This window comes from Pseudomonas paraversuta, from assembly GCF_904063065.1.
GTDB classification, from domain to species: Bacteria; Pseudomonadota; Gammaproteobacteria; order Pseudomonadales; family Pseudomonadaceae; genus Aquipseudomonas; species Aquipseudomonas paraversuta.
The window spans coordinates 263033-286681 of record NZ_CAJFCL010000008.1 but is presented as its reverse complement, the minus strand read 5'-3'; the positions used below and the strand labels follow the sequence as shown (position 1 = coordinate 286681).

Annotated in this window: 21 protein-coding genes and 1 pseudogene; 12 read left to right on the top strand and 10 right to left on the bottom strand. The window is 58.3% G+C overall.

The window, feature by feature from the left end:
- Window positions 1–57: 57 nt before the first annotated feature.
- Window positions 58–360, bottom strand: a complete 303-nt coding sequence (locus tag JQ845_RS17940; protein ID WP_010656774.1) for a hypothetical protein — start codon at window positions 358–360, stop codon at window positions 58–60.
- 427 nt (window positions 361–787) lie between these two features.
- Between JQ845_RS17940 and algB the strand changes: the two genes are divergently transcribed.
- The gene (algB, locus tag JQ845_RS17935) at window positions 788–2134 is read left to right on the top strand and encodes a sigma-54-dependent response regulator transcription factor AlgB (RefSeq protein WP_003437663.1); all 1347 of its coding nucleotides are present in this window, start codon (window positions 788–790) and stop codon (window positions 2132–2134) included.
- Window positions 2135–2144: 10 nt separating this feature from the next.
- Window positions 2145–3935 carry an ATP-binding protein gene (locus JQ845_RS17930; RefSeq protein ID WP_003437664.1) on the top strand — a complete coding sequence of 597 codons (1791 nt, stop codon included), beginning with the start codon at window positions 2145–2147 and terminating at the stop codon, window positions 3933–3935.
- 11 nt (window positions 3936–3946) lie between these two features.
- Here the strand turns inward: JQ845_RS17930 and JQ845_RS17925 are convergent, their stop codons facing one another.
- The 6 genes and pseudogenes from JQ845_RS17925 to JQ845_RS17900 form a co-directional block, all read right to left on the bottom strand.
- Window positions 3947–4729: an N-acetylmuramoyl-L-alanine amidase gene (locus JQ845_RS17925; protein ID WP_202210185.1), complete on the bottom strand. Its 783-nt coding sequence runs from the start codon at window positions 4727–4729 to the stop codon at window positions 3947–3949.
- A gap of 83 nt (window positions 4730–4812) precedes the next feature.
- Entirely contained in the window at window positions 4813–6849 is a 2037-nt protein-coding gene (locus tag JQ845_RS17920; RefSeq protein ID WP_203009314.1) for a GGDEF domain-containing protein, read from the bottom strand.
- Window positions 6846–7712 (bottom strand): endonuclease/exonuclease/phosphatase family protein, encoded by an 867-nt coding sequence (locus JQ845_RS17915; protein ID WP_160626508.1) that lies wholly within the window; start codon window positions 7710–7712, stop codon window positions 6846–6848. The genes JQ845_RS17920 and JQ845_RS17915 overlap by 4 nt, the downstream gene beginning before the upstream one ends.
- 14 nt (window positions 7713–7726) lie before the next feature.
- On the bottom strand, window positions 7727–8380 hold the full coding sequence (locus JQ845_RS17910) for a thiol:disulfide interchange protein DsbA/DsbL (protein ID WP_160626506.1): 654 nt from the start codon (window positions 8378–8380) through the stop codon (window positions 7727–7729).
- Window positions 8381–8570: 190 nt separating this feature from the next.
- Window positions 8571–9191, bottom strand: coding sequence for a c-type cytochrome (locus JQ845_RS17905; RefSeq protein ID WP_003437669.1), 621 nt, complete (start codon window positions 9189–9191; stop codon window positions 8571–8573).
- Window positions 9192–9237: 46 nt separating this feature from the next.
- Window positions 9238–9526: pseudogene (locus JQ845_RS17900) on the bottom strand (c-type cytochrome).
- Window positions 9527–9716: 190 nt separating this feature from the next.
- Between JQ845_RS17900 and yihA the strand changes: the two are divergent.
- Window positions 9717–10367: a ribosome biogenesis GTP-binding protein YihA/YsxC gene (yihA, locus tag JQ845_RS17895; RefSeq protein ID WP_003437678.1), complete on the top strand. Its 651-nt coding sequence runs from the start codon at window positions 9717–9719 to the stop codon at window positions 10365–10367.
- 251 nt (window positions 10368–10618) lie between these two features.
- Here yihA and polA read toward each other — a convergent pair whose 3' ends face one another.
- Window positions 10619–13384 carry a DNA polymerase I gene (gene polA / locus JQ845_RS17890; RefSeq protein ID WP_203009313.1) on the bottom strand — a complete coding sequence of 922 codons (2766 nt, stop codon included), beginning with the start codon at window positions 13382–13384 and terminating at the stop codon, window positions 10619–10621.
- Window positions 13385–13458: 74 nt separating this feature from the next.
- On the opposite strand from polA, the gene JQ845_RS17885 reads away from it, so the two are divergent.
- Complete coding sequence (locus JQ845_RS17885; RefSeq protein WP_003437683.1) at window positions 13459–13749, top strand: DUF2782 domain-containing protein; 291 nt, start codon at window positions 13459–13461, stop codon at window positions 13747–13749.
- Between the two features lie 58 nt (window positions 13750–13807).
- Window positions 13808–14758: a homoserine kinase gene (locus JQ845_RS17880; protein ID WP_010656768.1), complete on the top strand. Its 951-nt coding sequence runs from the start codon at window positions 13808–13810 to the stop codon at window positions 14756–14758.
- Between the two features lie 84 nt (window positions 14759–14842).
- Here JQ845_RS17880 and JQ845_RS17875 read toward each other — a convergent pair whose 3' ends face one another.
- The gene (locus JQ845_RS17875) at window positions 14843–15763 is read right to left on the bottom strand and encodes a zinc ABC transporter substrate-binding protein (protein ID WP_160626503.1); all 921 of its coding nucleotides are present in this window, start codon (window positions 15761–15763) and stop codon (window positions 14843–14845) included.
- A gap of 66 nt (window positions 15764–15829) precedes the next feature.
- On the opposite strand from JQ845_RS17875, the gene JQ845_RS17870 reads away from it, so the two are divergent.
- Genes JQ845_RS17870 through JQ845_RS17855 form a run of 4 tightly spaced genes read left to right on the top strand, consistent with a single transcriptional unit; the run spans window position 15830 to window position 18635 of the window.
- Complete coding sequence (locus JQ845_RS17870) at window positions 15830–16312, top strand: Fur family transcriptional regulator (protein WP_029612723.1); 483 nt, start codon at window positions 15830–15832, stop codon at window positions 16310–16312.
- Window positions 16312–17100 carry a zinc ABC transporter ATP-binding protein ZnuC gene (gene znuC / locus JQ845_RS17865; RefSeq protein WP_003437692.1) on the top strand — a complete coding sequence of 263 codons (789 nt, stop codon included), beginning with the start codon at window positions 16312–16314 and terminating at the stop codon, window positions 17098–17100. Before JQ845_RS17870 ends, znuC begins: the two co-directional genes overlap by 1 nt.
- On the top strand, window positions 17093–17881 hold the full coding sequence (znuB, locus tag JQ845_RS17860) for a zinc ABC transporter permease subunit ZnuB (protein ID WP_003437694.1): 789 nt from the start codon (window positions 17093–17095) through the stop codon (window positions 17879–17881). Before znuC ends, znuB begins: the two co-directional genes overlap by 8 nt.
- Before the next feature lie 37 nt (window positions 17882–17918).
- A complete protein-coding gene (locus tag JQ845_RS17855; RefSeq protein WP_003437696.1) occupies window positions 17919–18635 on the top strand; it encodes a PA5502 family lipoprotein in 717 nt (238 codons plus the stop codon).
- A gap of 90 nt (window positions 18636–18725) precedes the next feature.
- Here JQ845_RS17855 and katE read toward each other — a convergent pair whose 3' ends face one another.
- Window positions 18726–20918 (bottom strand): catalase HPII, encoded by a 2193-nt coding sequence (gene katE / locus JQ845_RS17850; protein ID WP_268968812.1) that lies wholly within the window; start codon window positions 20916–20918, stop codon window positions 18726–18728.
- A 190-nt stretch (window positions 20919–21108) separates the two neighbouring features.
- Between katE and JQ845_RS17845 the strand changes: the two genes are divergently transcribed.
- From JQ845_RS17845 to JQ845_RS17835, 3 genes are all read left to right on the top strand, one after another.
- Window positions 21109–22116, top strand: coding sequence for a methionine ABC transporter ATP-binding protein (locus JQ845_RS17845; RefSeq protein WP_003437703.1), 1008 nt, complete (start codon window positions 21109–21111; stop codon window positions 22114–22116).
- A complete protein-coding gene (locus JQ845_RS17840; RefSeq protein WP_003437705.1) occupies window positions 22116–22790 on the top strand; it encodes a methionine ABC transporter permease in 675 nt (224 codons plus the stop codon). The genes JQ845_RS17845 and JQ845_RS17840 overlap by 1 nt, the downstream gene beginning before the upstream one ends.
- Window positions 22791–22872: 82 nt before the next feature.
- Window positions 22873–23643 carry a MetQ/NlpA family ABC transporter substrate-binding protein gene (locus tag JQ845_RS17835; protein WP_010656765.1) on the top strand — a complete coding sequence of 257 codons (771 nt, stop codon included), beginning with the start codon at window positions 22873–22875 and terminating at the stop codon, window positions 23641–23643.
- Window positions 23644–23649 lie beyond the last annotated feature (6 nt).

Sequence of the window (23649 nt, the reverse complement as noted above, 5' to 3'; positions counted from 1 at the left end):
TAGCCTAATACCAATGGTGCATTCCGATGCCAGCAAGGGCCTCAAAACTGTGAACACTTAAAACACCCAACGTTCCGGTGCAGGTTGCGAATTAGCTGTTTGCGTCTCTTCGGCGGCGGTCAGTGCATAACTGTCCGCGGCAGTGACTCGCGCATTCAGTGCACTCGACTTGATCGTACTGAAGTGTTGTTGCTGATAGGCGACAACAGGCAAGGGCGCGGCCACAGGCTGCGACGCTTGCTCCCAGCGAACCAGTTGCTGACCACCGATCAGGGTCACCACCAAAGCAAGGCTGGCGAACAGACCCTGCTGCAGGTGCAGTGGCGAAATATGAAAGCTGGCGAAACCTTGGCGATGCATGCTCAAACTCCTGCCACTCGGTGGTCAATTCAGGGAATGGTCCGCCAGTCATGACTGATCTGTACGGCGTCTATACCTGAGTTATTGCAGGCTGCATGCCAGCTTTTATAAAATAAATAAATCCTTATAAATCAACGAGTTAAACGCTTTAAAAAGACAGCTGTGCGCGCATCCTGCACGATGCTGCCGAGACTGTCGTGCGTTCTGCACGATCTGTGTAGAGCCCTGAAGGCTTGCGTGAGGCACAGAGGCACCAATGAGCACTCACCTGCTGCGTCCATTCAGGTTTAAAAGCTTCTAAATCATCTAGTTAGGCAATGCAGCCAAAGGCCTTCCCTGCTAGCCTCTTAAAAAATCGTGAAAAAATCATGCAACTTGCCCGATTATTCCGACACTAACCATGAACACTCATAGAGGAAGGCAGGAAATGGATACAGCCAAAGAGCACCAGGGCCGCATTCTGCTGGTGGACGACGAGTCCGCCATCCTGCGTACATTTCGCTATTGCCTCGAAGACGAGGGTTACACCGTTGCCACCGCCAACAGTGCGGCACAAGCCGATGCGCTGCTGCAGCGACAAGTATTCGACCTGTGTTTTCTGGATTTGCGTCTGGGTGAAGACAATGGCCTGGATGTCCTGGCCCATATGCGCATTCAGGCGCCATGGATGCGGGTCGTGATAGTGACTGCCCACTCGGCTGTGGACACCGCCGTGGATGCCATTCAGGCAGGCGCCGCCGATTATCTGGTGAAACCCTGCAGCCCTGATCAGTTGCGTCTGGCCACCGCCAAACAATTGGAAGTACGCCAGCTTTCCGCCCGCCTCGAAGCCCTGGAAGGTGAAATTCGCAAGCCTAAAGACGGGCTCGACTCTCACAGCCCGGCCATGATGGCGGTGCTGGAAACCGCGCGCCAGGTAGCAGGCACCGATGCCAACATCTTGATTCTCGGTGAATCCGGCACCGGTAAAGGCGAACTGGCCCAAGCCATCCATGGCTGGAGCAAACGGGCCAAGAAATCCTGTGTAACCATCAACTGCCCGTCGCTGACAGCCGAGTTGATGGAGAGCGAACTGTTCGGCCACACCCGCGGCGCCTTCACCGGCGCCAGTGAAAGCACACTGGGCCGGGTCAACCAGGCGGACGGCGGTACATTGTTTCTCGATGAGATCGGCGACTTCCCCCTGACATTGCAGCCAAAACTGCTGCGCTTCATTCAGGACAAGGCCTACGAGCGGGTCGGCGACCCCGTGACCCGGCGCGCCGATGTGCGCATCCTGGCGGCCACCAACCTCAATCTTGAAGACATGGTTCGCGACGGGCGCTTTCGTGAAGACCTGCTCTACCGCCTGAACGTCATCACCCTGCACCTGCCGCCGCTACGCGAGCGCAGTGAAGACATTCTGACCCTGGCCGATCGCTTTCTGGCCCGCTTCGTTAAAGAGTACGCTCGCCCAGCCCGGGGCTTCAGCGAAGAAGCCCGACTGGCGCTGGCCAATTACCGCTGGCCCGGCAACATTCGCGAGCTGCGCAACGTGGTTGAACGTGCGAGCATCATTTGCCCGCAGGAAGTGGTTGAAGTCAGCCATCTGGGCATGGCCGAGCAAACCACGCCCAACACTCCGCGCATTGGTGCGGCACTGAGTCTCGACCAGCTGGAAAAAGCCCACATCGGTGCGGTACTGGCCACGAGTGAAACCCTGGACCAGGCAGCAAAAACCCTGGGCATCGACGCTTCGACACTCTATCGCAAGCGCAAGCAGTACAACTTGTGAGCCGCATACGATGAAACTTGCGATCAAGCTGCGAACCCGGCTGTTTCTAAGCATTTCTGCACTGATTACGGTGGCGCTGCTCGGGCTCCTGCTTGGCGTCGTCAGTGTGATGCAAATGGCCAAGACCCAGGAGGCGCTGATCCGCAATAACTTCATCACCCTCGATCTGGGCCTGAAGCTGCGTCAAAGCCTGGGTGACCAGCTGATTCTGCTGCTGCGTAATCAGCAAGACCCCAAAGCGCTGCAAGCATCAACCCGGGAATACCTGAAACTGCTCGACGAGGGCATCGAGCATGAGCGCAAAAACAATCTGCACAGCGGCTTTACCCAGGCCCGTACGGACTACGAAAGCTTCCTCAAAGCCCTCAACCCGGCTCAACCCAACACCCCTGACCTGAGTACTGACAACGAGCTGAGGAACCGCTTCAACCTGTTGCGCAACGGCCTGATTACCGAGCACCGCAAGGCCCTCGAAAACATCTATAGCGCCCAGGCCTCCGCCCGGGACCGGGCCCTGATCATTGCCTTGCTTCTGGGCCTGGTAGGGCTTGCGGTACTGACCATAGGTTTTATTACCGCCCACGGCATTGCCCGACGTTTTGGCGCGCCGATCGAAGCATTGGCCAAAGCCGCCGACAATATAGGCAAAGGCAACTTCGAGGTGGTGCTGCCACTCTCCTCGGCCACCGAGATGAACCTGCTGACCCGGCGTTTCGGGATCATGGCCGAAGCACTGCGCCAACATCAGGCAACCAATGTCGACGAACTGCTGGCGGGCCAGCAACGGCTTCAGGCGGTGCTCGACAGTATTGACGACGGGTTGCTGATGATTGATCAGCAAGGCCGCCTCGAGCATCTGAATCCGGTCGCGCAACGCCAGTTGGGCTGGGATCAGAGCCGCCTCAGTCAGCCGCTGGGCGAGGCGCTGATGCGCCCGGAGCTCGATCAGCAATTGCTCACGGTCTTGCGTGGCGGCAACCTGGAACGAGCCCCGGAAGACTTGAGCGTCGATATAGAGGGTGAAAAACGCCTATTGACCTACAGCCTGACCCCGGTCAGCCAGCCCAAAGGACCGATTCTTGGTGCTGTAATGGTGTTGCATGATGTCACCGAGCAGCGGGCCTTTGAACGGGTACGCAGCGAGTTCGTACTGCGTGCCTCACACGAATTGCGCACCCCGGTCACCGGTATGCATATGGCCTTTGGCTTGTTTATGGAGCGGGCGCGTTTTGATCCGCAGTCCCGTGAAACCGACCTGCTCAACACCGTCAATGAAGAAATGCAGCGGCTGATGCAGTTGATCAATGACCTGCTGAATTTTTCCCGCTATCAAAATGGCATGCAAAAGCTGACGCTGGCCCCCTGCGACCTCCCGGACATGCTCGAAGACGCCCGGACCCGCTTCGCGGCCCGCGCGGCAGCCAAGGGGATCGAGTTGCAGGTCGACCTGCAGCCACCGCTACCGGTGTTGAATGCCGACCAGCCACAGCTCGAACGGGTCATTGATAACCTGCTGGACAATGCCTTGCGCCACACGGCCAGCGGTGGGCAGATTCGCCTGCAGGCGCGGCGGCATGGCGAGCGGGTGATCATCAGTATTGAAGACAATGGCGAAGGCATTGCCTATGGCCAACAAGGGCGGATTTTCGAGCCCTTCGTGCAGGTAGGTCGCAAAAAAGGCGGCGCCGGCCTGGGGCTGGCGCTGTGCAAGGAAATCGTCCAGCTCCACGGCGGGCGGATCGGCGTCTACTCACGCCCTGGCCAGGGCACCCAGTTCTACATGGCCCTGCCGCTGTTATAGCGCTCGCGCGGTCATCGCTTGGCCTGGGTGTTCAGCACTTTCAAAATGGCCGCGCTTTCGGCATCGGGCGTGCCATCAAACAGCGCTGGCCGGAAATGCATCTGGAAGGCCGCCAGGACGTGGCGAGTGGCAACGTCCAGCTCACCGGTCTGGGGGGTCTCGTAGCCCAACAGGGCCAACTGCTGCTGAAACCAGCTAATACTTGGCAGTGCGTTGGCAAACAGGGCCTGCTCCCGGGCTACGGCCTGGGCCTGCGGCCAGACTCCAAAGCCGGCTTCGGCCAGGCGCTTCCAGGGAAACAGCGGCCCCGGATCAAGCTTGCGCAACGGCGCTATGTCACTGTGACCAATGATGTTGTGCGGATCGATTTTGTAGCGCGTCGTGATGTCTTTAAGCAGGGCGATCACCGACTGGATCTGACCTTCAGTGTAGGGATACCAGACCCGCCCGTTGGGCGTATCGCGGAAACCCTTGTTGACGATTTCAATGCCGATGGAACTGGAGTTGAGCCAGGTGCGGCCGTTCCACTGACTTTCACCGGCGTGCCAGGCCCGCTGGTTTTCGTCCACCAGCTTGTAAATGGTTGGCGGGGTATCACCAATCAGATAGTGGCTGCTCACCGGCCCGCTGGTCAGCAATTGCAGTGAACGCTCAAGGGAGGTCGAGGTGTAGTGAAGGACCACGAACTGCACGCGGCTGTCGTGGTTGGCCGAAGGATGGCTGGTATCCATGCGGGGACCGCTGGCACAACCCGCCAGCAGGGCAATAAAGACTAGAAGCGCGGAAAATTTCATGGGCAGACACAACACAGTAAAATGTTAATACACCAGCATACCTTACTGGCTGCGGATGCATCTGAACCTGAGCCCTCAGACCTTCAGAGCAGCTCCTGAAGCTCGGACTCAATGCGATTTCGCCCGTTATGCTTGGCCCGATACAGGGCTTCGTCTGCACGCTTGAGTACAGACTCGCTGCGGTCACCCGCCTTGAACGCCGAGACCCCGATGGAGGCGGTGATGGTTACCGGCTCGCCCCTGAAGTGGAACGGACAGTCGGCAATGGCCAGTCGCAGTTTTTCGAGCAGCGCCAGGCCCATGGCCGGCGTAGCGTCAGGGATCAACAGGACAAACTCTTCACCGCCGAACCGGGCGATAAAATCACCCGGGCGCAGTTGCCTGCGGAGTTGATTGGCAATGATCTTGAGCACTTTGTCGCCTGCCAGATGCCCATAACCATCATTGATCCGCTTGAAATGGTCGAGATCGAGCATGGCGATCAACAACGAGTTGCCCTGTGTTTGCCAGCGTGCGACTGCAAATGCCAGCCGCTCGCCCCAGGCCGCCCGATTGGGCAAACCGGTCAGGGGATCGAGCAGGGCTTTTTGCCGCTGCTCTTCCAGGTGCTCGCGAAAGTCCTGGGCCTGCTGCTCCATTTGCACCACCCGCTCGGCCAATGCTTGCAGGTGTGCTGCGACGTCTTGCTCGCGCGCATCACGCTGCTGCTGGTGTTGATCCAGCGTGCCCAGCAGGCCTTCCAGGCGATTTTCCAGAATGTGTTTGAGACTGCTCAGGTCAACCGCGCCCTGAACGCTGTTTTGCAGCCCGTCGACCTGTTCGCGCAATTGATTGTTCAAGTCAGCCGCGGCAGATCGACCTTCAGTGTGCCCTTCACTGGCCGCCTGAAGGCTGTTCTGGAATGACTCGAGCCGCTCGTTGAGCTGTTTTAGATACGCCTCGAACTCATGCTGGTCACTGTCAGTGACGGCCAGCATCAAGACTGCAAGATCGTCGAGGATCGGTAGTAACTCGTACCAGTTGAGCCCTTTTTCAAGACGAGCTTTCATGGCTTCGGCTTGCGGGCGGTGATGCTCCGGCAACGACAGGTCACTTAGCAGACCCAGCAGGGTTGACTCGATATGCGCCGCCACCGAGCTGTATGAGGGCTCCGGGCTTTCAGGCAGTGCATAGACGGTATCAGGCTCCGGCGGCGCAGCCGCAACCGGGTCTACCGATTCAGGCAGTTCAGCACTGTCGTCAGGTTCAAGGGTGAGCGACTCGACCGGCGCCTCAGGCAGACTGTTCTCTGCATCGACCAGAGCCACCACCGACTCCAGGGCACCGCAGAGAGCTTGTTCTTCCGGCTCATCGGGTGCGGGCACTTCGAGTACGGCAAGGGGCTGTTCAGGCGCCTTTTGAGCGTACTCAGGCAAGGACTGCGCGTACTCCATTGGCGCCGGTTGCGGCTGCTCAGACACCGGCGGCTGGCTCTCAGCCTGTGGCAACACCGGCGCTGCAGGCAACTTGGCAACCATCGGCTGCAGCATGACTGGCGGTGCCGTGGCTTGTGCTGCCGGTACCGCAACGACTTCGGGCTGGATTTTGTCTGGGTCTTGAGCACCGAACAGACGCTGTAACAAGCCCGGTTTGGACGATTCCGGTGCCTGGCGTTGCGGCGCCAGGGCAAGTCCCTGCAAGTTACTCAACTCGTCCAGCAACAGCGGTATCTCACGGGCCTGGCCAGCCCGGCTGTCGAGCTGCCTGGCAAATGCCTTGAGCGGCTTGCTGACTTCACGGGGCAACGGCAACGCCTGCAGTTGAGTGACCAGGGTATTAAGCGCAGTACTGATTTGCGCAACCCGGGTTTCGCGGCGTTGTTCGGAGTCGAGTACGGCTTTTTCGAGACGGGGCAGCAAGGTCGCCAATGCCGCGTCCATCTCGTCAGTGCGTACCGCTTCGCGCATTTCCTTCATGCATTGATCAACGGTGCGGTCTGTCCCTTCCGCCGCCAGGGTACTGCGCACCAGGCCCCTGCGCAGCAGGTCGAGCCGCGCATTCCAGCGCCGCTCAAGTTTGTCTTGGCGCTCGATGCTTAAAAGGTACTTCTCTTTCCAGCGATTGGCGTCGTCGGAGCTCATGAAGGCGAGCCGCTCAACATCGGCAGTGAATCGCTGCCCACCATTCCCGGCAAACGGATTTCAACTGCCACCGGCAAATGGTCAGAGATAGGCTGGTCCAGCACCTGCACACGCTCAAGGGTCAGGCTGGGGCTGAGCAAAATATGATCAAGACAGCGCTGCGGGCGCCAACTTGGGAAAGTGGCTTGCATTTGTGGCGCCAGCAAACCGAGGTCACGCAGGGGCGAGGTCTGGAGCAGATCGGTGGCATTGGTGTTCATGTCGCCCATCAGCACCTGGTGCTGATAACCGCTAACCAGCTCGCGAATGTAGGCCAGTTGCAGGTTTCGTACTTTAGTCCCCAGCGCCAGGTGCATGACCACGACGGCCAGCGCATCAGGGCCGGTACCAAAGCGCACTAAAATCGCGCCACGACCCGCAGGGCCGGGCAAGGGATGATCTTCAATCGCCGTAGGACGCAAGCGGCTGAGCACGCCATTGCTATGCTGCGCCAGTCGCCCCAGATTGCGATTGAGCTGTTGATACCAGTAAGGGAATTCGCCTTGTTGGGCCAGGTACTTGACCTGATTGATGTAGCCGGATCGGTGGCTACCACCATCGGCTTCCTGCAACGCGACCAGATCAAAGTCGCTCAACAAGTCGCCAATCTTGTCCAGGTTACCGGCCCGCCCTTTGTGTGGCAGTACATGCTGCCAACTGCGGGTCAGGTAATGACGATAACTTTGAGTGCTGTTACCGACCTGGATATTGAAACTTAGCAGCCGCAAACGCCGATCATCCGGCAGCCCGCAGGCAGCCAGATGATCCTCGTTGACCTGCGGTTCATGCAGGCCAACGATGCGTTTGCTTTTCCAGCCGCGCACGGCAAGGCCCCCTGTTACTTGGCGGCCCGCTCTTTGGCGATCAGTTGATCAGCCACGTTGAGTGCCTGTTCCGGGCCACCGGCAGTACCCAGATCGAATCGGTACTTGCCATCCACGACCATGGTCGGAACGCCGGAGATTTGATAGGCCTTGGCTTTATCTTTGGCCTTCTGCACCGCACCGGCAACGGCGAAGGAGTTGTAGGTGCTCAGGAACTTGGCTTTATCCACGCCTTGAGCCGCCAGGAATTCAGCCATTTCTTCCGGAGTTTTCAGCAGGTTCCCGGACTTGTCGTTCAGGGAAGCTTTGTGGATGGTTTCAAAGACCGCTTTATGAACCTTGTCTTCTACCCCCATGGCTTCGAGGGTGAGGAACAGTTGACCGTGAACGTCCCAGATGCCGCCGAACATGGCCGGGATGCGGACAAAGTTAACGTCTGCCGGCAGCTTCTCAACCCATGGATTGATGGTCGGTTCGAACGCGAAGCAATGCGGGCAGCCGTACCAGAACAACTCAACCACTTCGATCTTGCCGGGCACTGCAACCGGAACAGCGTTGGACAATTCGACGTAGGTCTTACCGGCTTCAAGCGGTACATCGGCAGCTTGAGCGGTCATGCCAAACAGACTGGCACTGACGAGAGCGGCGCTGAGAATCAGATTACGCATGCTTTACTCCTGGGCAAATAAGGTCGCTTCAACGTGACCTGTCTTCAGACAGGTCCGTTCTGGCTTGAGTTCGGTAGTGTAGCGGCAGATGCTACGAAAAAGGGCAGCCGAAGCTGCCCTTTCAGGTTCACAGTCAAGGATTAAACGATCGTTAACACGGCCGAAGGTTGCATCCCGGCCTGATCGACCCTTAGTGCAGCCCCTGTATGTAGCTGGCCAGTGCCTTGATGTCCTTGTTGCTCAACTTCGCAGCAATACCGCGCATGATCATCGAGTCACCGTCGTTGGTGCGCTCGCCTTCGCGGAAGTCGGTAAGTTGTTTCTCGATGTAGCTGGCGTGCTGGCCACCCAGGTGCGGGAAGCCGGCGGCAGCATTGCCCTGGCCGTCCGGGGAGTGGCAACCGGTGCACGCAGGCATGCCTTTTTGCAGGTCGCCGCCACGGAACAGGGCTTCGCCACGGGCAACCAGCGCCGGGTCAGCAGCACCCACCGAGTTTTTCTGACTGGAGTAATAGGCCGCGATATCCGCGAGATCCTGATCGTTCAGGTTGGTCAGCAAACCGGTCATTTCCAGAACCTGGCGCTTGCCGTCCTTGATTTCGTGCAGCTGCTTGAGCAGGTAACGGTCACCTTGCCCGGCCAGCTTGGGGAAGTTTGGCGCCATGCTATTGCCGTCCGGACCGTGACACGCGCCACATACAGCGGTTTTTGCCTGACCTGCAGCAGCATCGCCGACAACGGCGGTGGCTGCAGCCTGGGCAATACCGGCGACGCCCAAGGTCAACAGCAGACTCACGAGTAATTTGTTCATCAGCTAATCCAACTACGGCTAAGGGTTAAAGAGTTATGGGCCGGGCTTACTCGTTCACCCACAGGATGGTTGACCGGTAATCCTCGACACTGCAGTCCATGCACAAACCACGCGGCGGCATCGCCTTGAAACCCTGGGTCACGTGTTGCACCAGCGCTTCCATATCATCCTGTCCTTGGCCTTGAGGCTTCCCGATCACCGGATTTCGGTGCTACGGGCAGTTGACCAGCTGGCAGACAATACAAACGCGGTTGTACACGGCTTCCGGATCCTGTGTAGCCTGAGTGCTGTTAAAGTGGCATCAAGATACCGGCAGCTAGCAGCCATTTCGTCATAAAACGACCTTTTCAGGGTTGGGAGCTTGCTGCGTTCTAATGCGCAACCTAGGTTTATCGCTCCCGTGTTCTTCATCCTACGCTGGGACAAAGCGCACACAAAATCTGCGGCATTATATACTGGCGCCACTGAAACGGAAACGACACGCTCGCCGCGTCCATTCCTGACGCCGCTCACATCGGAAATCCCATGCAACTCAAGAACCCCATTCTCGGTCTGTGCCAACAGGCTACCTTCATGCTCAGCGCCGCCAAAGTTGATCAATGCCCCGACGACGAAGGCTTTGAAGTCGCGTTTGCCGGGCGCTCCAACGCCGGCAAGTCCAGCGCACTCAACACTTTGACCCATGCCAGCCTGGCGCGCACCTCGAAAACTCCGGGGCGCACACAGCTGCTGAACTTCTTCCAGCTGGACGAAGAACGTCGCCTGGTCGACCTGCCGGGTTATGGTTATGCCAAGGTGCCAATCCCGCTGAAGCTGCATTGGCAGCGTCACCTGGAAGCCTATTTCGGCAGCCGTGAAAGCCTCAAAGGCGTGATTTTGATGATGGATATCCGTCATCCAATGACCGATTTCGACCTGTTGATGCTCGACTGGACCGTTTCGAGCGGCATGCCGATGCACATTTTGCTGACCAAAGCCGACAAACTGACGTACGGCGCAGCAAAAAATACCCTGCTCAAAATCCAGGCTGATATTCGCAAGCAGTGGGGCGATGCAGTGACCATCCAGTTGTTCTCCACCCCGAAACGCATGGGCCTGGAAGAGGCGTACACCGTGCTGGCACGCTGGATGGAACTGCCGAACAAAGGCGAAGAAGTGGTCGAGGCCAGCGAGTAAGAAATTCCAGGCAAAAAAAACCCCGGACTTCGTATTGGGGGAAGAAGTTCGGGGTTCAAGTACTGGAACGCTAGGGCGCGCTCCAGATATCTGCCAACACTTAACACAACATCAGGAGCTTTGAAGGGCTTCACCACCCATTCAGTAAATCTGAGTGGCGAAGGGCTGGTTAGTTCCAGAGGGCTAATAACCATTTGCAATAAACCCGGGTTTTCCCTGACTGACAGGCCCGCAATTTCACCTGCAGCCCCTTAGTGCGCCTCATCCCAATTGTTGCCCACACCCACTTCAACCAGCAGCGGCACATCGAGCTTCGCGGCTTCGCTCATGTGGATACGAACTTCATCGCGCACCTGATCCACCAGGTCTTCACGCACTTCAAGCACCAATTCATCGTGTACTTGCAGAATGACCCGGGCATCCAGGCCTGAAGCCGTCAGCCAGTTATCCACAGCCACCATGGCTTTCTTGATGATGTCCGCAGCAGTGCCCTGCATCGGGGCGTTAATTGCAGTCCGCTCTGCGCCTTTGCGCAGCGCCGGGTTTTTTGCGTTGATGTCCGGCAAGTACAGGCGACGACCAAAGATGGTCTCGACATAGCCTTGCTCGGCCGCCTGGGTGCGGGTGCGCTCCATGTAATCCAGAACACCCGGGTAGCGGGCGAAATAGCGGTCGATGTAGGCCTGGGACTGTTTGCGGTCGACACCGATCTGCTTGGCCAGGCCGAACGCGCTCATGCCATAGATCAGGCCGAAGTTGATTGCCTTGGCGCTACGGCGCTGATCGACAGTGACATCACCCAGCTCGACGCCGAATACTTCGGCGGCAGTGGCGCTGTGCACGTCCAGGTTATTGCGGAAGGCGTGCAACAAGCCTTCATCCTTGGCCAGGTGGGCCATGATCCGCAGCTCGATTTGCGAGTAGTCCGCTGCCAGCAGTTTGTAGCCTTTAGGCGCCACAAACGCCTGACGAATCCGACGGCCTTCGGCAGTACGGATAGGAATGTTCTGCAAGTTTGGATCGCTGGAGGACAAACGTCCGGTCGCGGTAACAGCCTGGTGGTAGGACGTATGAATCCGGCCTGTACGAGGATTGATCTGCTCAGGCAGGCGATCGGTATAGGTGCTTTTCAGTTTGCTCATAGAGCGGTACTGCATCAGCACCTTGGGCAACGGGAAGTCCTGCTCGGCCAATTCAGCCAGCACCGCTTCAGCGGTCGAAGGCTGGCCCTTGGCGGTTTTGCTGATAATCGGCAAACCGAGCTTTTCGTACAGAATCACACCTAATTGCTTGGGGGAGCTGAGGTTGAATTCTTCGCCGGCGATGGCGAACGCCTCACGTTCCAGCGCGACCAGTTTGTCACCCAGCTCAACGCTCTGAATACCCAGCAGGTTGGCGTCCACCAGCGCGCCCTGGCGCTCAATACGCGCCAGTACAGGCACCAGCGGCATCTCAATGTCTGTCAGCACCTTGTTCAGGCTCGGGATCGCCAGCAGTTTTTCGTGCAGTGCCTGATGCAAACGCAGGGTCACGTCGGCATCTTCAGCGGCGTAAGGTCCGGCCTGCTCCAGCGAGATCTGGTCAAAGGTCAGTTGCTTCACGCCCTTGCCGGCAATGTCCTGGAAGCTGGTGGTGCTATGGCCCAGGTATTTCAGCGCCAGGCTGTCCATATCGTGACGCGTGGCAGTGGAGTCGAGCACATAGGATTCGAGCATGGTGTCAAAAGCGACGCCCTGCACCATGATCCCGCAGGCCTGATCACCACCGATGGCGCAGTTGGCCAGGATGTTCATGTCGAACTTGGCGTGCTGGCCCACTTTGGCTTTGTCCGGGTCTTCGAGCAGCGGTTTGAGGGCTCGTAATACCGAATCGCGATCCAGTTGCTCCGGCACGCCCATATAGGAGTGGGTCAGCGGAATGTAGGCCGCTTCGCCCGGCTTGACTGCAAACGACAGCCCCACCAACTGCGCCTGCTGCGCATCCAGGCCGGTGGTTTCAGTATCGAAAGCAATCAACTTGGCGTCGTTAAGCTTTTTCAGCCATACGTCAAAGCGCGCCTGATCCAGGATAGTTTCGTACTGCTGCTCTTCAGCAGGCGGCGCAGGCTCTTCATGGACAATGACCTGGCCGGCGCGCTTGGCATCGCGCTCCACCTCGGCAATCCAGCTTTTGAATTCCAGCTCGGTGTACAACTCGATCAGCTTTTCGCAATCTGGCTGCTTGAGGTGCAGGTCTTCAAGACCGATATCCAATGGCACATCAATTTTGATCGTGGCGAGCCGGTACGACAAAAACGCCATTTCCCGGTGTTCTTCGAGCTTGGCCGGGAGGTTTTTGGCGCCCCGGATCGGCAAGGTCGGCACGATATCGAGCTTCTCGTACAGGTCGACCAGACCGCCGCCCACACCCACCAGCAAGCCGGATGCGGTCTTCGGACCAATGCCCGGAACCCCGGGAATGTTATCGGACGAGTCGCCCATCAGGGCCAGGTAATCGATGATCTGCTCGGGCGAAACGCCAAACTTCTCTTTCACACCCTCGATGTCCATCACGCTGCCGGTCATGGTATTGACCAGGGTGATGTGGCCATCGACCAGTTGCGCCATGTCCTTGTCGCCCGTCGAGATCACTACCGGGCGGTCTGCCGCCGCGCTGCTGCGGGCCAGCGTGCCGATGACATCGTCGGCCTCGACACCTTCGACGCACAGCAAAGGGAAACCCAGCGCGATAACGCTGGCGTGCAGGGGCTCGATCTGGACCCGCATGTCATCGGGCATGCTTGGGCGATTAGCCTTGTATTCGGCGAACATTTCATCGCGAAATGTTCCGCCCTTGGCATCGAAAACCACCGCAAACGGACTGTCCGGGTACTGTTTGCGCAGGCTTTTAAGCATGTTCAGCACGCCCTTCACGGCACCTGTCGGCAGCCCCTTGGACGTAGTCAGCGGCGGCAGCGCATGGAAGGCGCGGTACAGATATGAAGAACCGTCCACCAGGACGAGGGGAGCTTGGCTCATGAGCAGGATCAACCTTTTCGGCGAGTCCGGCGCTAGAATGTCCGGACCAATGACGACAAAGGGACAAGGTTATCATGCGCACACTAAATCGCCTGTTGCTGACCGGCTTGTTTGCATTCACTCCGCTGCTAACCTTCGCAGCCGATGAAGCAGTCACAGCTGACCCAGACGTAACCATTCGCACGGAAGGCGATAAAACGATCCAGGAATACCGTCAAAACGGTTTTCTCTATGCCATCAAGGTCACCCCAAAAGGAGCACCGCCGTACTTTTTAGTGCGCGCTGATGGTACTGATGCCAATTTCATCCGTTCCGACCAGCCGGATATGCTGATTCCATCGTGGAAAATCTTCGAATGGAAATAGCGTCTTAACTTTAATCGGCGCCGACTCAACGCGGCGCCCGTACTGGCAGTTTTAAACCATGTCTGTATTCACGCCCCTGACTCGCACCGAGTTGGAAACTTTTCTTGCGCCTTACGGGCTTGGCCGCCTGCTCGATTTCCAGGGGATTGCCGCTGGCAGCGAAAACACCAATTACTTCATCAGTCTGGAGCAGGGCGAATATGTCCTGACCCTGGTTGAGCGTGGCCCGATCAAAGAGATGCCGTTCTTCATCGAACTGCTCGATGTGCTGCACAGCGCAGAACTGCCGGTGCCTTTCGCCCTGCGTACCGTCGACGGCCAGGCCCTGCGTGAACTCAAGGGCAAACCGGCGCTGCTGCAACCGCGCCTGGCGGGCAAACATATTCGTGAAGCCAATGCCCAGCATTGCGCGCAGGTCGGCGAGCTGCTTGGTCACTTGCATGTGGCCACCCGCGACAAGGTGCTGGAGCGCAAGACTGACCGCGGGCTGGACTGGATGCTGGCAGAAGGGCCTGCACTAATGGCCGATCTGTCACCTGAGGCGGCACAATTGCTGCAAAACGCGTTGATTGAAATCAGCGCGAATAAAGAGCAGATCCTCGCGTTGCCCCGGGCCAACCTGCATGGCGACCTGTTCCGCGATAACGCCATGTTTGAAGGCACGCATCTGACCGGCCTGATCGACTTTTACAACGCGTGCTCAGGCCCGATGCTGTATGACGTTGCGATCGCCCTGAATGACTGGTGCGCTGACGAAGACGGCAAGATTGACGCCCCGCGCGCCCGCGCGCTACTCGGTGCCTATGCCGCACTGCGCCCGTTTACTGCAAGCGAAGCCCAATTGTGGCCGACGATGCTGCGGGTCGCATGCGTGCGCTTTTGGCTTTCGCGCCTGATCGCGGCCCATACCTTTGCCGGGCAAGACGTGCTGATTCACGATCCGGGCGAATTCGAACGCCGTCTGGCCGTGCACCAGACAGTGACAGTTCATCTGCCTTTTGCCCTGTAAGGCCGGAGCGAGCCTGCTGGCGAGCTGTGTGTAATTGAAATGCTCGCGAGCAGGCGCGCTCCTGCAGGCTCTATTGGTGCGGGGTTACAAGCTTTCCAGGCAGCCCGCCAGGTCATTGCCCAGCTTCTCCAGCAGTTGCTCATAGCCCTGCGCCGTCGCCGGGGTATAGCCGCCCAGGGCATCCAGCTCAGCCAACTTGACCGGCAAGCCGGCGGTCAGGGTGTCTGCCAGACGCGGACGCAAAGGCGGGTCACTGAATACGCAGGTCTTGCCCGCTTCCTGCAGACGCTTACGCATGGCGGCGACGTGCTGGGCCCCTGGCTGTACTTCTGCAGCCACGCTGAAAACACCCGCATGCTTTAGGCCGTAAGCGCTTTCGAAATAGTCGTAGCCCTCATGGAACACAAAGAACGGCTTGTCGGAAATCCCCGCCAGACGTGTTTTCAGTCGCGCATCCAGGGCGTCCAGACGCTGATTGAAAGCCGCCAGATTCGCTTGATACCGGGCAGCATTGGCCGGGTCTTTCTGACTCAGGTCAGCCGCCATTTTGGCCGCGATCACACGGGCGTTGGCCGGGGCCAGCCACAGGTGCGCATCCAGCGTTCCAGGACGGTGATCGTGGTCGTGTTCGGCCGCATCTTCGGCATGGGAGTGGCTATCTTCGGAGAAATGACGAAGCTTAAGCTCAGGCAGGGTGTAGACCGCCACCGATGGCAAAGTGCGGGTTTTAATCACCCGCGGCATGAAACCTTCCATGTCCGGGCCAATCCAGTACAAAAGATCAGCCGACTGCACGCGCCGTACGTCGGAAGGACGCAGGGCATAGTTATGCGGCGAAGCATTGGGCGGCAAAAGCACCTCGGGATGGCCCACGCCGTCCTGCACAGCAGCCGCAATCAGCTGCAAGGGTTTGATGCTGGTCAACACGCTGACCTCGGCCCGGGCCGGGCCAATTACGGCCAAACTGGCGGTTAGAGCAAGAAAAATAGAAAAAAGACGGGGCACGATGAGCACTCATGGTGGTTGAAACAGGTAACATAATAACGTCTCTCTCAAAAATCGTCGCCGCCCATGCCTATTACACCGCTTGCCAGTCGTCCCCATGACCACTCCCATTGTGTCCACAGCGCCCTTAGCGAAGCGGATGTGCTGTGCGCGCAAAAGGGTTTGCGCCTGACTGCACTGCGCCGCCGGGTGCTGGAACTGGTGTGGCAAAGTCACAAGCCGCTGGGCGCCTACGACATTCTGGCAGTACTCAGCGAGCAGGACGGCCGCCGGGCAGCGCCACCGACCGTCTATCGGGCGCTGGATTTTCTGCTGGAGAACGGCCTGGTGCATCGCATCGCCTCACTGAACGCCTTTATTGGTTGCAGCCACCCCGAGCACGCGCATCAGGGTCAGTTTTTGATCTGCCGCAACTGCCATGCCGCCATCGAACTCGAGCAAAAAACCATCAGCGACGCAATCATCAACAGTGCGCTGGATGTCGGCTTTACTGTCGAAGGCCAGACCGTCGAAGTGGTCGGTTTGTGTTCGGGTTGCCGGGAGGCCTGATGAGCGCTGCACTGATACGTTTGGATCGGGTCACCGTGACCTTCGCCGGGCAAGACGTGCTCGACAATATCGAGCTGAGTGTCGAGCCGGGCCAGATCGTCACCCTCATCGGCCCCAACGGCGCCGGCAAAACCACACTGGTCAAAGCCGTGCTCGGCCTGCTCAAGCCCACCAGTGGCAGCGTCTGGCGCAAACCCAGGTTGCGGGTCGGCTACATGCCGCAAAAACTGCACGTCGATCCGACATTGCCGCTCTCGGTTTTACGCTTTTTGCGTCTGGTGCCGGGCGTGGACAGGGCGCAAGCCCTTGCCGCGCTGAAAGAAGTCGGCGCCGAAAAGGTCATCGACAGCCCCGTGCAAAGTGTGTCCGGTGGCGAAATGCAGCGCGTACTGCTGGCCCGCGCCCTGCTGCGCAAACCGGAGTTGCTGGTGCTTGACGAGCCGGTACAGGGCGTCGATGTCGCTGGCCAGGCCGAGCTGTACAGCCTGATTACCCGCCTGCGCGACCGCCATGGCTGTGGCGTGCTGATGGTGTCCCACGATTTGCATCTGGTCATGAGCACCACCGACCAGGTGGTCTGCCTCAATCGCCATGTCTGCTGTTCGGGCCACCCGGAACAAGTCAGCAATGACCCGGCTTTCGTCGAACTGTTCGGCAAAAACGCACAGAGCCTGGCGATTTATCATCACCATCATGACCACGCCCATGACTTGCATGGTTCGGTGGTCAGCGAAGACGCCACAACGGCACCCGCCCACGTTCATGGAGAAGGCTGCAAGCATGGCTGATTTTCTGTTTTACGCCCTGCTGGCAGGTCTGGCCCTGGCGATCGTCGCCGGCCCCCTGGGCTCATTTGTGGTGTGGCGACGAATGGCCTATTTCGGCGACACGCTATCCCATGCGGCTTTGCTGGGGGTGGCGATGGGGTTCCTGCTGGATGTCAGCCCTACCATTGCCGTGACTGTCGGCTGTCTGCTGCTGGCAGTCCTGTTGGTCACCCTGCAACAGCGCCAGCCGTTGGCATCTGACACATTGCTCGGAATACTTGCACCCAGCACCTTGTCCCTCGGGCTGGTCGTACTAAGCTTCATGCATGAAGTACGAATCGACCTGATGGCTTATCTGTTTGGTGATCTGCTGGCCATCAGCCCCAACGATTTGATGTGGATCATGGGCGGTAGCGCTGTGGTTCTGGCATTGCTGGTGGCGCTGTGGCGGCCGCTGCTGGCGATCACCGTGCATGAAGAGCTGGCCACTGTTGAAGGCTTGCCGGTAGCGGCGTTGCGCATGACGCTGATGCTGTTGATCGCAATTGTTATTGCCGTAGCAATGAAGATTGTCGGCGTGTTATTGATCACGTCCTTGCTGATCATCCCGGCAGCAGCTGCCCAGCGCCACGCCCGCTCTCCGGAGCAGATGGCCCTGGGTGCCAGTTTGCTGGGAATGCTGGCGGTGTGTGGTGGCCTGGCACTTTCATGGTTCAAAGACACGCCGGCGGGACCATCAATTGTGGTGTGTGCCGCGGCACTGTTTCTGCTGAGTTTTGTTCTGCCCCGTCGAGGGGTGTAGACTTGCTCGTTTTTTGCGCACTTAGAGAGCCGCAGGAATGAAGCTGTTCAACTCCCGTTACTTGCTCCTGGCCGCATTTTCCTTGCTGCTGGGCGCCTGCCAAAGCACACCCTCCGGCGACACACCTGTCCCGGATGCGCGCGCTACGGCCATCGCACAGCTGGAGCAAAACCTGGCCAGCAGCGAACTCGCGACCGCTGAAGATCAACTGGCTACCTTGCAGAAGCAAACGCCGGATGATCCACAATTGGTGCAATACCAGCGTCAACTGGCAGAAGCCTACTTGCAACGCAGTCAGATCGTGCTGCAAAAAGGTGATGTCAACGCTGCTGCCACGGCACTGAGCCGCGCCCGCGCCTTGATGCCCACGGCTCCAGCGCTGACCGGCGGTGTCAACAGTGCCATTGCCCATGCGCGCAAGGCCGAACTGGATAAAGCCGAAGCCGCACTCAAGGCTGCCGAGGCCAGACCACCGGCCAGGGTTATCGACCCTGCCGCTGAGAGCACCACAGTTACGCTTAACATCGAGGATATTGCGAAACTTCGCCATCAACTGAATTTGATCGCGCAAGATATCGTCAATTACCAGTGTGCTGTCAGCCTGCAGGTTCCGCGCACAGCGGACTTCCCATGGCTGTCCACGCTGATCAGCAAGCGGGTGAAAAAACTCGATCCGGCGTTCGATCTGAAAGTTGAACGTCAGATCATTCGCCATGTGCCTGCGCAAATAGTGCTGATCCCAAGTAAACCCTAGGTCCAGGCGAACCTGCAGCAAGCAACTGGTTCGCAACAGGGTCATCTCTGACCCCATCGCGAACCAGCCAGCTGCTGCAGAGCCCTTCGTTTACGCCGGAACGGCTTTGGCCTTCGGCTCCCGGGCCCACACACGGTGCTGCCCGATCGCGGCAAAGAACGCCTTCAGATCCTTGCCATCCTTGATTGCCAGCAACCCCTCATCGGCCTGCAAATGCAGAACGTCCAGCAGCTGTCTGGCTTCGCCATGCAAGGCAATCGCCTTCAGGTGCTTATAGGCTTCGAGCAGGTAGTGCAACGCCACGCCATCGGTGCTCAAGGTTTTGATCGAAGCCGCGCCACCCGGCACGTACACCGCATCAAAGGCAACCGACGGCATGCCTTCCATGGATGCATCAACCGGCAGCAATTTGCCGTCTGCGGTTTTCACCGGCGCAGACGTAGGACCCAACAATTTGGCATGGGCGCCTTCATTCGCCAGCGCCTTTTTCAGAGCATCAATCGCTGCGCCATCAACCCCGTTGGCGGCAAGAATTGCCACTTTACGGGTTTTGATATTGCCCGGTAGCAGATTGGCCTGACTCAAGGCCGGGGAGCGGCTGACGCTGGTTTTGCGCTCCGCTTGCGTACCCGCCTTCGGTGCAGGCAAGCCCAGGTTCTCAGCCACCCGTCTGGCCAGCTCAAGGTCGATATTGGCCAGGATTTCATTCACCTGGCGCTCCCGGATGGGCACACGTTCGACCTTGCCCAATTCAAAACTATAGGCCGCAATAATGTGTTCTTGCTCATGCTTGCTCATGCTGCGGAAAAACAGCCGGGCCTGGGAGAAGTGATCGCTGAACGACTCGCTGCGCTGACGAATCTTGTTGGCGTCGATGCGCTCGGGATAAGACTCAAACCCCCCGTCATGGGCTGCAGGCGGGGTTTCTTTCGGCCAGCCAGCGTCGATGGAGTTCGGTTCATAGGACGCCCGGCCTTTGTTGATGGTGCTACGGTGCTGCGCGTCACGCTGATTATTGTGAAACGGCGCGACGGGGCGATTGATCGGAATCTCGTGAAAGTTCGGCCCGCCCAGACGGCTGATTTGCGTATCGGTGTAGGAAAACAGCCGGCCCTGCAGCAACGGGTCATTGGAAAAGTCGATACCCGGCACGATATGGCCCGGGCAAAAAGCCACTTGCTCGGTTTCCGCAAAAAAGTTGTCGGGGTTACGGTTGAGTACCATCTTGCCCAAAGGCGTAATCGGCACCAGTTCTTCGGGGATCAGCTTGGTCGGATCAAGAATATCGAATTCGAATTTATGCTCGTCTTCCTCCGAAATGATCTGCACACCGAATTCCCACTCAGGGTAATCGCCGGTTTCAATCGACTCCCACAGATCACGGCGGTGGTAATCGGTGTCTTTACCTGCCAGTTTTTGCGCTTCGTCCCACACCAGCGAGCAAGTACCCACACTCGGACGCCAGTGGAATTTGACGAAGCTGGATTTGCCTTCAGCGTTGATCAGACGGAACGTATGCACGCCGAACCCCTGCATGCTGCGCAGGCTTTTAGGAATGGCACGGTCAGACATCGCCCAAATAACCATGTGCGCAGATTCCGGCACCAGTGAGACGAAGTCCCAGAACGTGTCATGAGCTGAACCGCCCGTAGGCATTTCGTTATGGGGCTCAGGTTTTACCGCGTGTACGAAATCCGGAAACTTGATCGCGTCCTGAATAAAAAACACCGGCATATTGTTGCCAACCAGATCGAAGTTGCCTTCATCGGTGAAAAATTTCACAGCAAAACCGCGCACATCACGCACGGTATCCCCGGAGCCGCGCGGGCCCTGGACGGTGGAGAAACGCACAAAAACCGGAGTTTTCTTACCCGGGTCCTGCAGGAAACCCGCCTTGGTCAGTGCGCTGTGGGATTTATAAGTCTGGAAGTAGCCGTGGGCGCCGGTACCTCGAGCATGAACAATGCGCTCTGGAATTCGCTCATGGTCAAAATGGGTGATCTTCTCGCGCATAATAAAGTCTTCGAGCAGCGAGGGGCCTCTGGCGCCGGCTTTCAGGGTGTTTTGATTGTCTGCAACCTTCACCCCCTGATTGGTCCGCAGCGCCTGATCGGTTGCGTCATCACGAAAAGTTTCGAGGCTATCGAGTTTGACGTTGGTGTTGCCACGATCCAAGGTGTCGGTGCCGGCCATCTGGCTCTTGTTGGAAGACGGTTTTTTGCTACTCATCAGACTAAACTCCTTGTTGGCGAAAGCCCTGTTGGCCGGGCTTCCTGGACTAATCTCCCGAGGCGGGTCCTAGTACTGACTTTTAGCGTTTACCGTCGTTCCTTAATTCAGACCATCAGTCGTCTTATTGCCAAATCAAAGGTCCCAGCGCAAATAAATGCTAAGAACCTCTATACGGACAGGCTAAAATGCGCGCCCGGCTAACCGCTGATCTTCTATTTTCGCGCCCCACAAGGTTCGCTACGTGATTGAGTTCCATAACGTTCATAAAACCTACCGGGTTTCCGGTAAGGACATTCCCGCGTTGCACTCCACCAGTCTGCGTGTTGAGAGCGGCCAGGTTTTCGGCCTGATTGGCCACTCCGGCGCGGGCAAAAGTACCCTGCTGCGCCTGATCAACCGCCTGGAAACCCCGAGTGGCGGGCAGATCATCGTCGACAACGAAGACGTGACGGCGATGGATGCCAACGGCCTGCGACGGTTTCGCCAGCAAGTCGGCATGATCTTCCAGCACTTCAACCTGCTGGCCTCCAAGACTGTGGCCGATAACGTGGCCATGCCCCTGACGCTGGCCGGTGAATTGTCCCGCAAGGACATCGATCTGCGGGTCGCCGAGTTGCTCGCGCGGGTAGGTCTGTCCGACCACGCCAAGAAATATCCGGCGCAACTGTCAGGCGGCCAAAAACAACGCGTAGGCATTGCCCGTGCACTGGCCACCAAACCCAAAGTGCTGCTGTGTGACGAAGCCACCAGTGCCCTGGACCCGCAAACCACGGCCTCGGTCTTGCAGTTGCTGGCTGAGATCAACCGCGAACTGAAGCTGACCATCGTCCTGATCACCCACGAGATGGATGTGATCCGTCGCGTGTGCGACCACGTAGCGGTGATGGATGCAGGCGTAATCGTCGAGCAAGGCCCGGTCGCCCAAGTGTTCCTGCACCCCAAGCACCCGACCACCAAGCGTTTTGTCCAGGAAGACGAGCAGATCGACGAAAGCGAGCAGCGCGACGACTTCGCCCATGTTCCTGGCCGTATCGTGCGCCTGACCTTCCAGGGCGAATCCACCTACGCACCTTTGCTGGGCACTGTCGCCCGTGAAACGGGGGTGGATTACAGCATCCTGGCCGGTCGTATCGATCGCATCAAAGACACCCCCTACGGGCAACTGACCCTCGCCATTACCGGTGGCGACATGGAAGCGGCTTTCGCCCGCTTCACTGCGGCTGACGTTCATATGGAGGTGCTGCGCTGATGGAATCCCTGTTGAGTTTCTTTTCCAACATTGACTGGTTCGAAATCTGGCTGGCAACCGGCGACACCATGATGATGCTCGGCGGCTCGCTGCTGTTCACCATCCTGCTTGGCCTGCCGCTGGGCGTACTGCTGTTTTTGTGCAGCCCGCGCCAACTGTTCGAGCAAAAGGCGGTATACGCCATATTGTCACTGGCGGTGAACATTCTGCGTTCGCTGCCATTCATCATTTTGTTGATTGTGATGATCCCGCTCACCGTTCTGATTACCGGAACCTCCCTGGGCGTAGCGGGGGCGATCCCACCTTTGGTGGTCGGCGCTACGCCGTTCTTCGCCCGTCTGGTCGAGACCGCGCTGCGTGAAGTGGATCGCGGCATCATCGAAGCGACTCAGGCCATGGGCGCCAGCACGCGTCAGATCATTACCAGCGCCTTGTTGCCTGAAGCGCGCCCCGGCATCTTTGCAGCGATTACCGTGACCGCCATTACGCTGGTGTCCTACACCGCCATGGCAGGTGTGGTCGGCGCCGGCGGCCTGGGTGATTTGGCGATCCGTTTCGGCTATCAGCGCTTCCAGACCGACGTGATGATTGTCACGGTGGTGCTGTTGCTGATTCTGGTGCAAATTCTGCAAACCGTTGGTGATCGGCTAGTGGTGCACTTTTCGCGCAAGTAAGCGCGACCTCTCGTTAATAAACGTAACCGCCAGCCCAGGGCTGGCAGGCACCTGAAGTCGGGTGTTCACAAGGAGTTGCTGAATGAAGAAGTTATTTGCTGCCGTGGCCGCTGTAGCCGCATTTTCCGCCCATGCCGGCGATCTGTCGGTCGCGGCCACACCGGTACCCCACGCCGAGATTCTGGAGTTCGTGAAACCGGCACTGGCCAAAGAGGGCGTGAACCTCAAGGTCAAGGTTTTCACCGACTACATCCAGCCAAACGTGCAGGTGGCCGAAAAACGTCTGGATGCCAACTTCTTCCAGCACCAGCCGTACCTGGACGAATTCAACAAGGCCAAGGGGACTAACCTGGTCAGCGTTGCAGCCGTACACCTGGAACCACTGGGTGCTTACTCCAGCAAGTACAAGAAGCTGGATGATCTGCCGAACGGGGCCACCGTGGTCATTCCGAACGACGCCACCAACGGCGGCCGTGCCCTGTTGTTGCTGGACAAGGCGGGCCTGATCAAGCTCAAGGACTCGAGCAACATCCTGTCGACGCCAAAAGACATCGAACAGAACGCCAAGAACCTGAAATTCCGCGAGCTGGAAGCAGCGACCATCCCCCGTGTTCTGACTCAAGTCGATCTGGCGTTGATCAACACCAACTACGCGCTGGAAGCCAAGCTGAACCCGGAAAAAGACGCCCTGGTCATTGAAGGCAGCGATTCGCCTTACGTGAACATTCTGGTCGCTCGCCCGGACGACAAAGACTCGGCTGATATGCAGAAGTTGGTTGCTGCCTTGCACAGCCCTGAAGTGAAAGCGTTCATCAACGAGAAGTACAAAGGCGCCATCATCCCGGCGTTCTGATCCTCT

Coding starts and splice junctions, on each gene's coding strand:
- JQ845_RS17920 (WP_203009314.1), bottom strand. CDS start 6,849: ATGAGCTCCGACGACGCCAATCGCTGGAAAGAGAAGTACCTTTTAAGC.
- JQ845_RS17840 (WP_003437705.1), top strand. CDS start 22,116: ATGGAATCCCTGTTGAGTTTCTTTTCCAACATTGACTGGTTCGAAATC.
- znuB (WP_003437694.1), top strand. CDS start 17,093: ATGGCTGATTTTCTGTTTTACGCCCTGCTGGCAGGTCTGGCCCTGGCG.
- polA (WP_203009313.1), bottom strand. CDS start 13,384: ATGAGCCAAGCTCCCCTCGTCCTGGTGGACGGTTCTTCATATCTGTAC.
- JQ845_RS17870 (WP_029612723.1), top strand. CDS start 15,830: ATGCCTATTACACCGCTTGCCAGTCGTCCCCATGACCACTCCCATTGT.
- JQ845_RS17940 (WP_010656774.1), bottom strand. CDS start 360: ATGCATCGCCAAGGTTTCGCCAGCTTTCATATTTCGCCACTGCACCTG.
- JQ845_RS17885 (WP_003437683.1), top strand. CDS start 13,459: ATGCGCACACTAAATCGCCTGTTGCTGACCGGCTTGTTTGCATTCACT.
- JQ845_RS17930 (WP_003437664.1), top strand. CDS start 2,145: ATGAAACTTGCGATCAAGCTGCGAACCCGGCTGTTTCTAAGCATTTCT.
- JQ845_RS17855 (WP_003437696.1), top strand. CDS start 17,919: ATGAAGCTGTTCAACTCCCGTTACTTGCTCCTGGCCGCATTTTCCTTG.
- yihA (WP_003437678.1), top strand. CDS start 9,717: ATGCAACTCAAGAACCCCATTCTCGGTCTGTGCCAACAGGCTACCTTC.
- algB (WP_003437663.1), top strand. CDS start 788: ATGGATACAGCCAAAGAGCACCAGGGCCGCATTCTGCTGGTGGACGAC.
- JQ845_RS17880 (WP_010656768.1), top strand. CDS start 13,808: ATGTCTGTATTCACGCCCCTGACTCGCACCGAGTTGGAAACTTTTCTT.
- JQ845_RS17925 (WP_202210185.1), bottom strand. CDS start 4,729: ATGAAATTTTCCGCGCTTCTAGTCTTTATTGCCCTGCTGGCGGGTTGT.
- znuC (WP_003437692.1), top strand. CDS start 16,312: ATGAGCGCTGCACTGATACGTTTGGATCGGGTCACCGTGACCTTCGCC.
- JQ845_RS17905 (WP_003437669.1), bottom strand. CDS start 9,191: ATGAACAAATTACTCGTGAGTCTGCTGTTGACCTTGGGCGTCGCCGGT.
- JQ845_RS17835 (WP_010656765.1), top strand. CDS start 22,873: ATGAAGAAGTTATTTGCTGCCGTGGCCGCTGTAGCCGCATTTTCCGCC.
- JQ845_RS17910 (WP_160626506.1), bottom strand. CDS start 8,380: ATGCGTAATCTGATTCTCAGCGCCGCTCTCGTCAGTGCCAGTCTGTTT.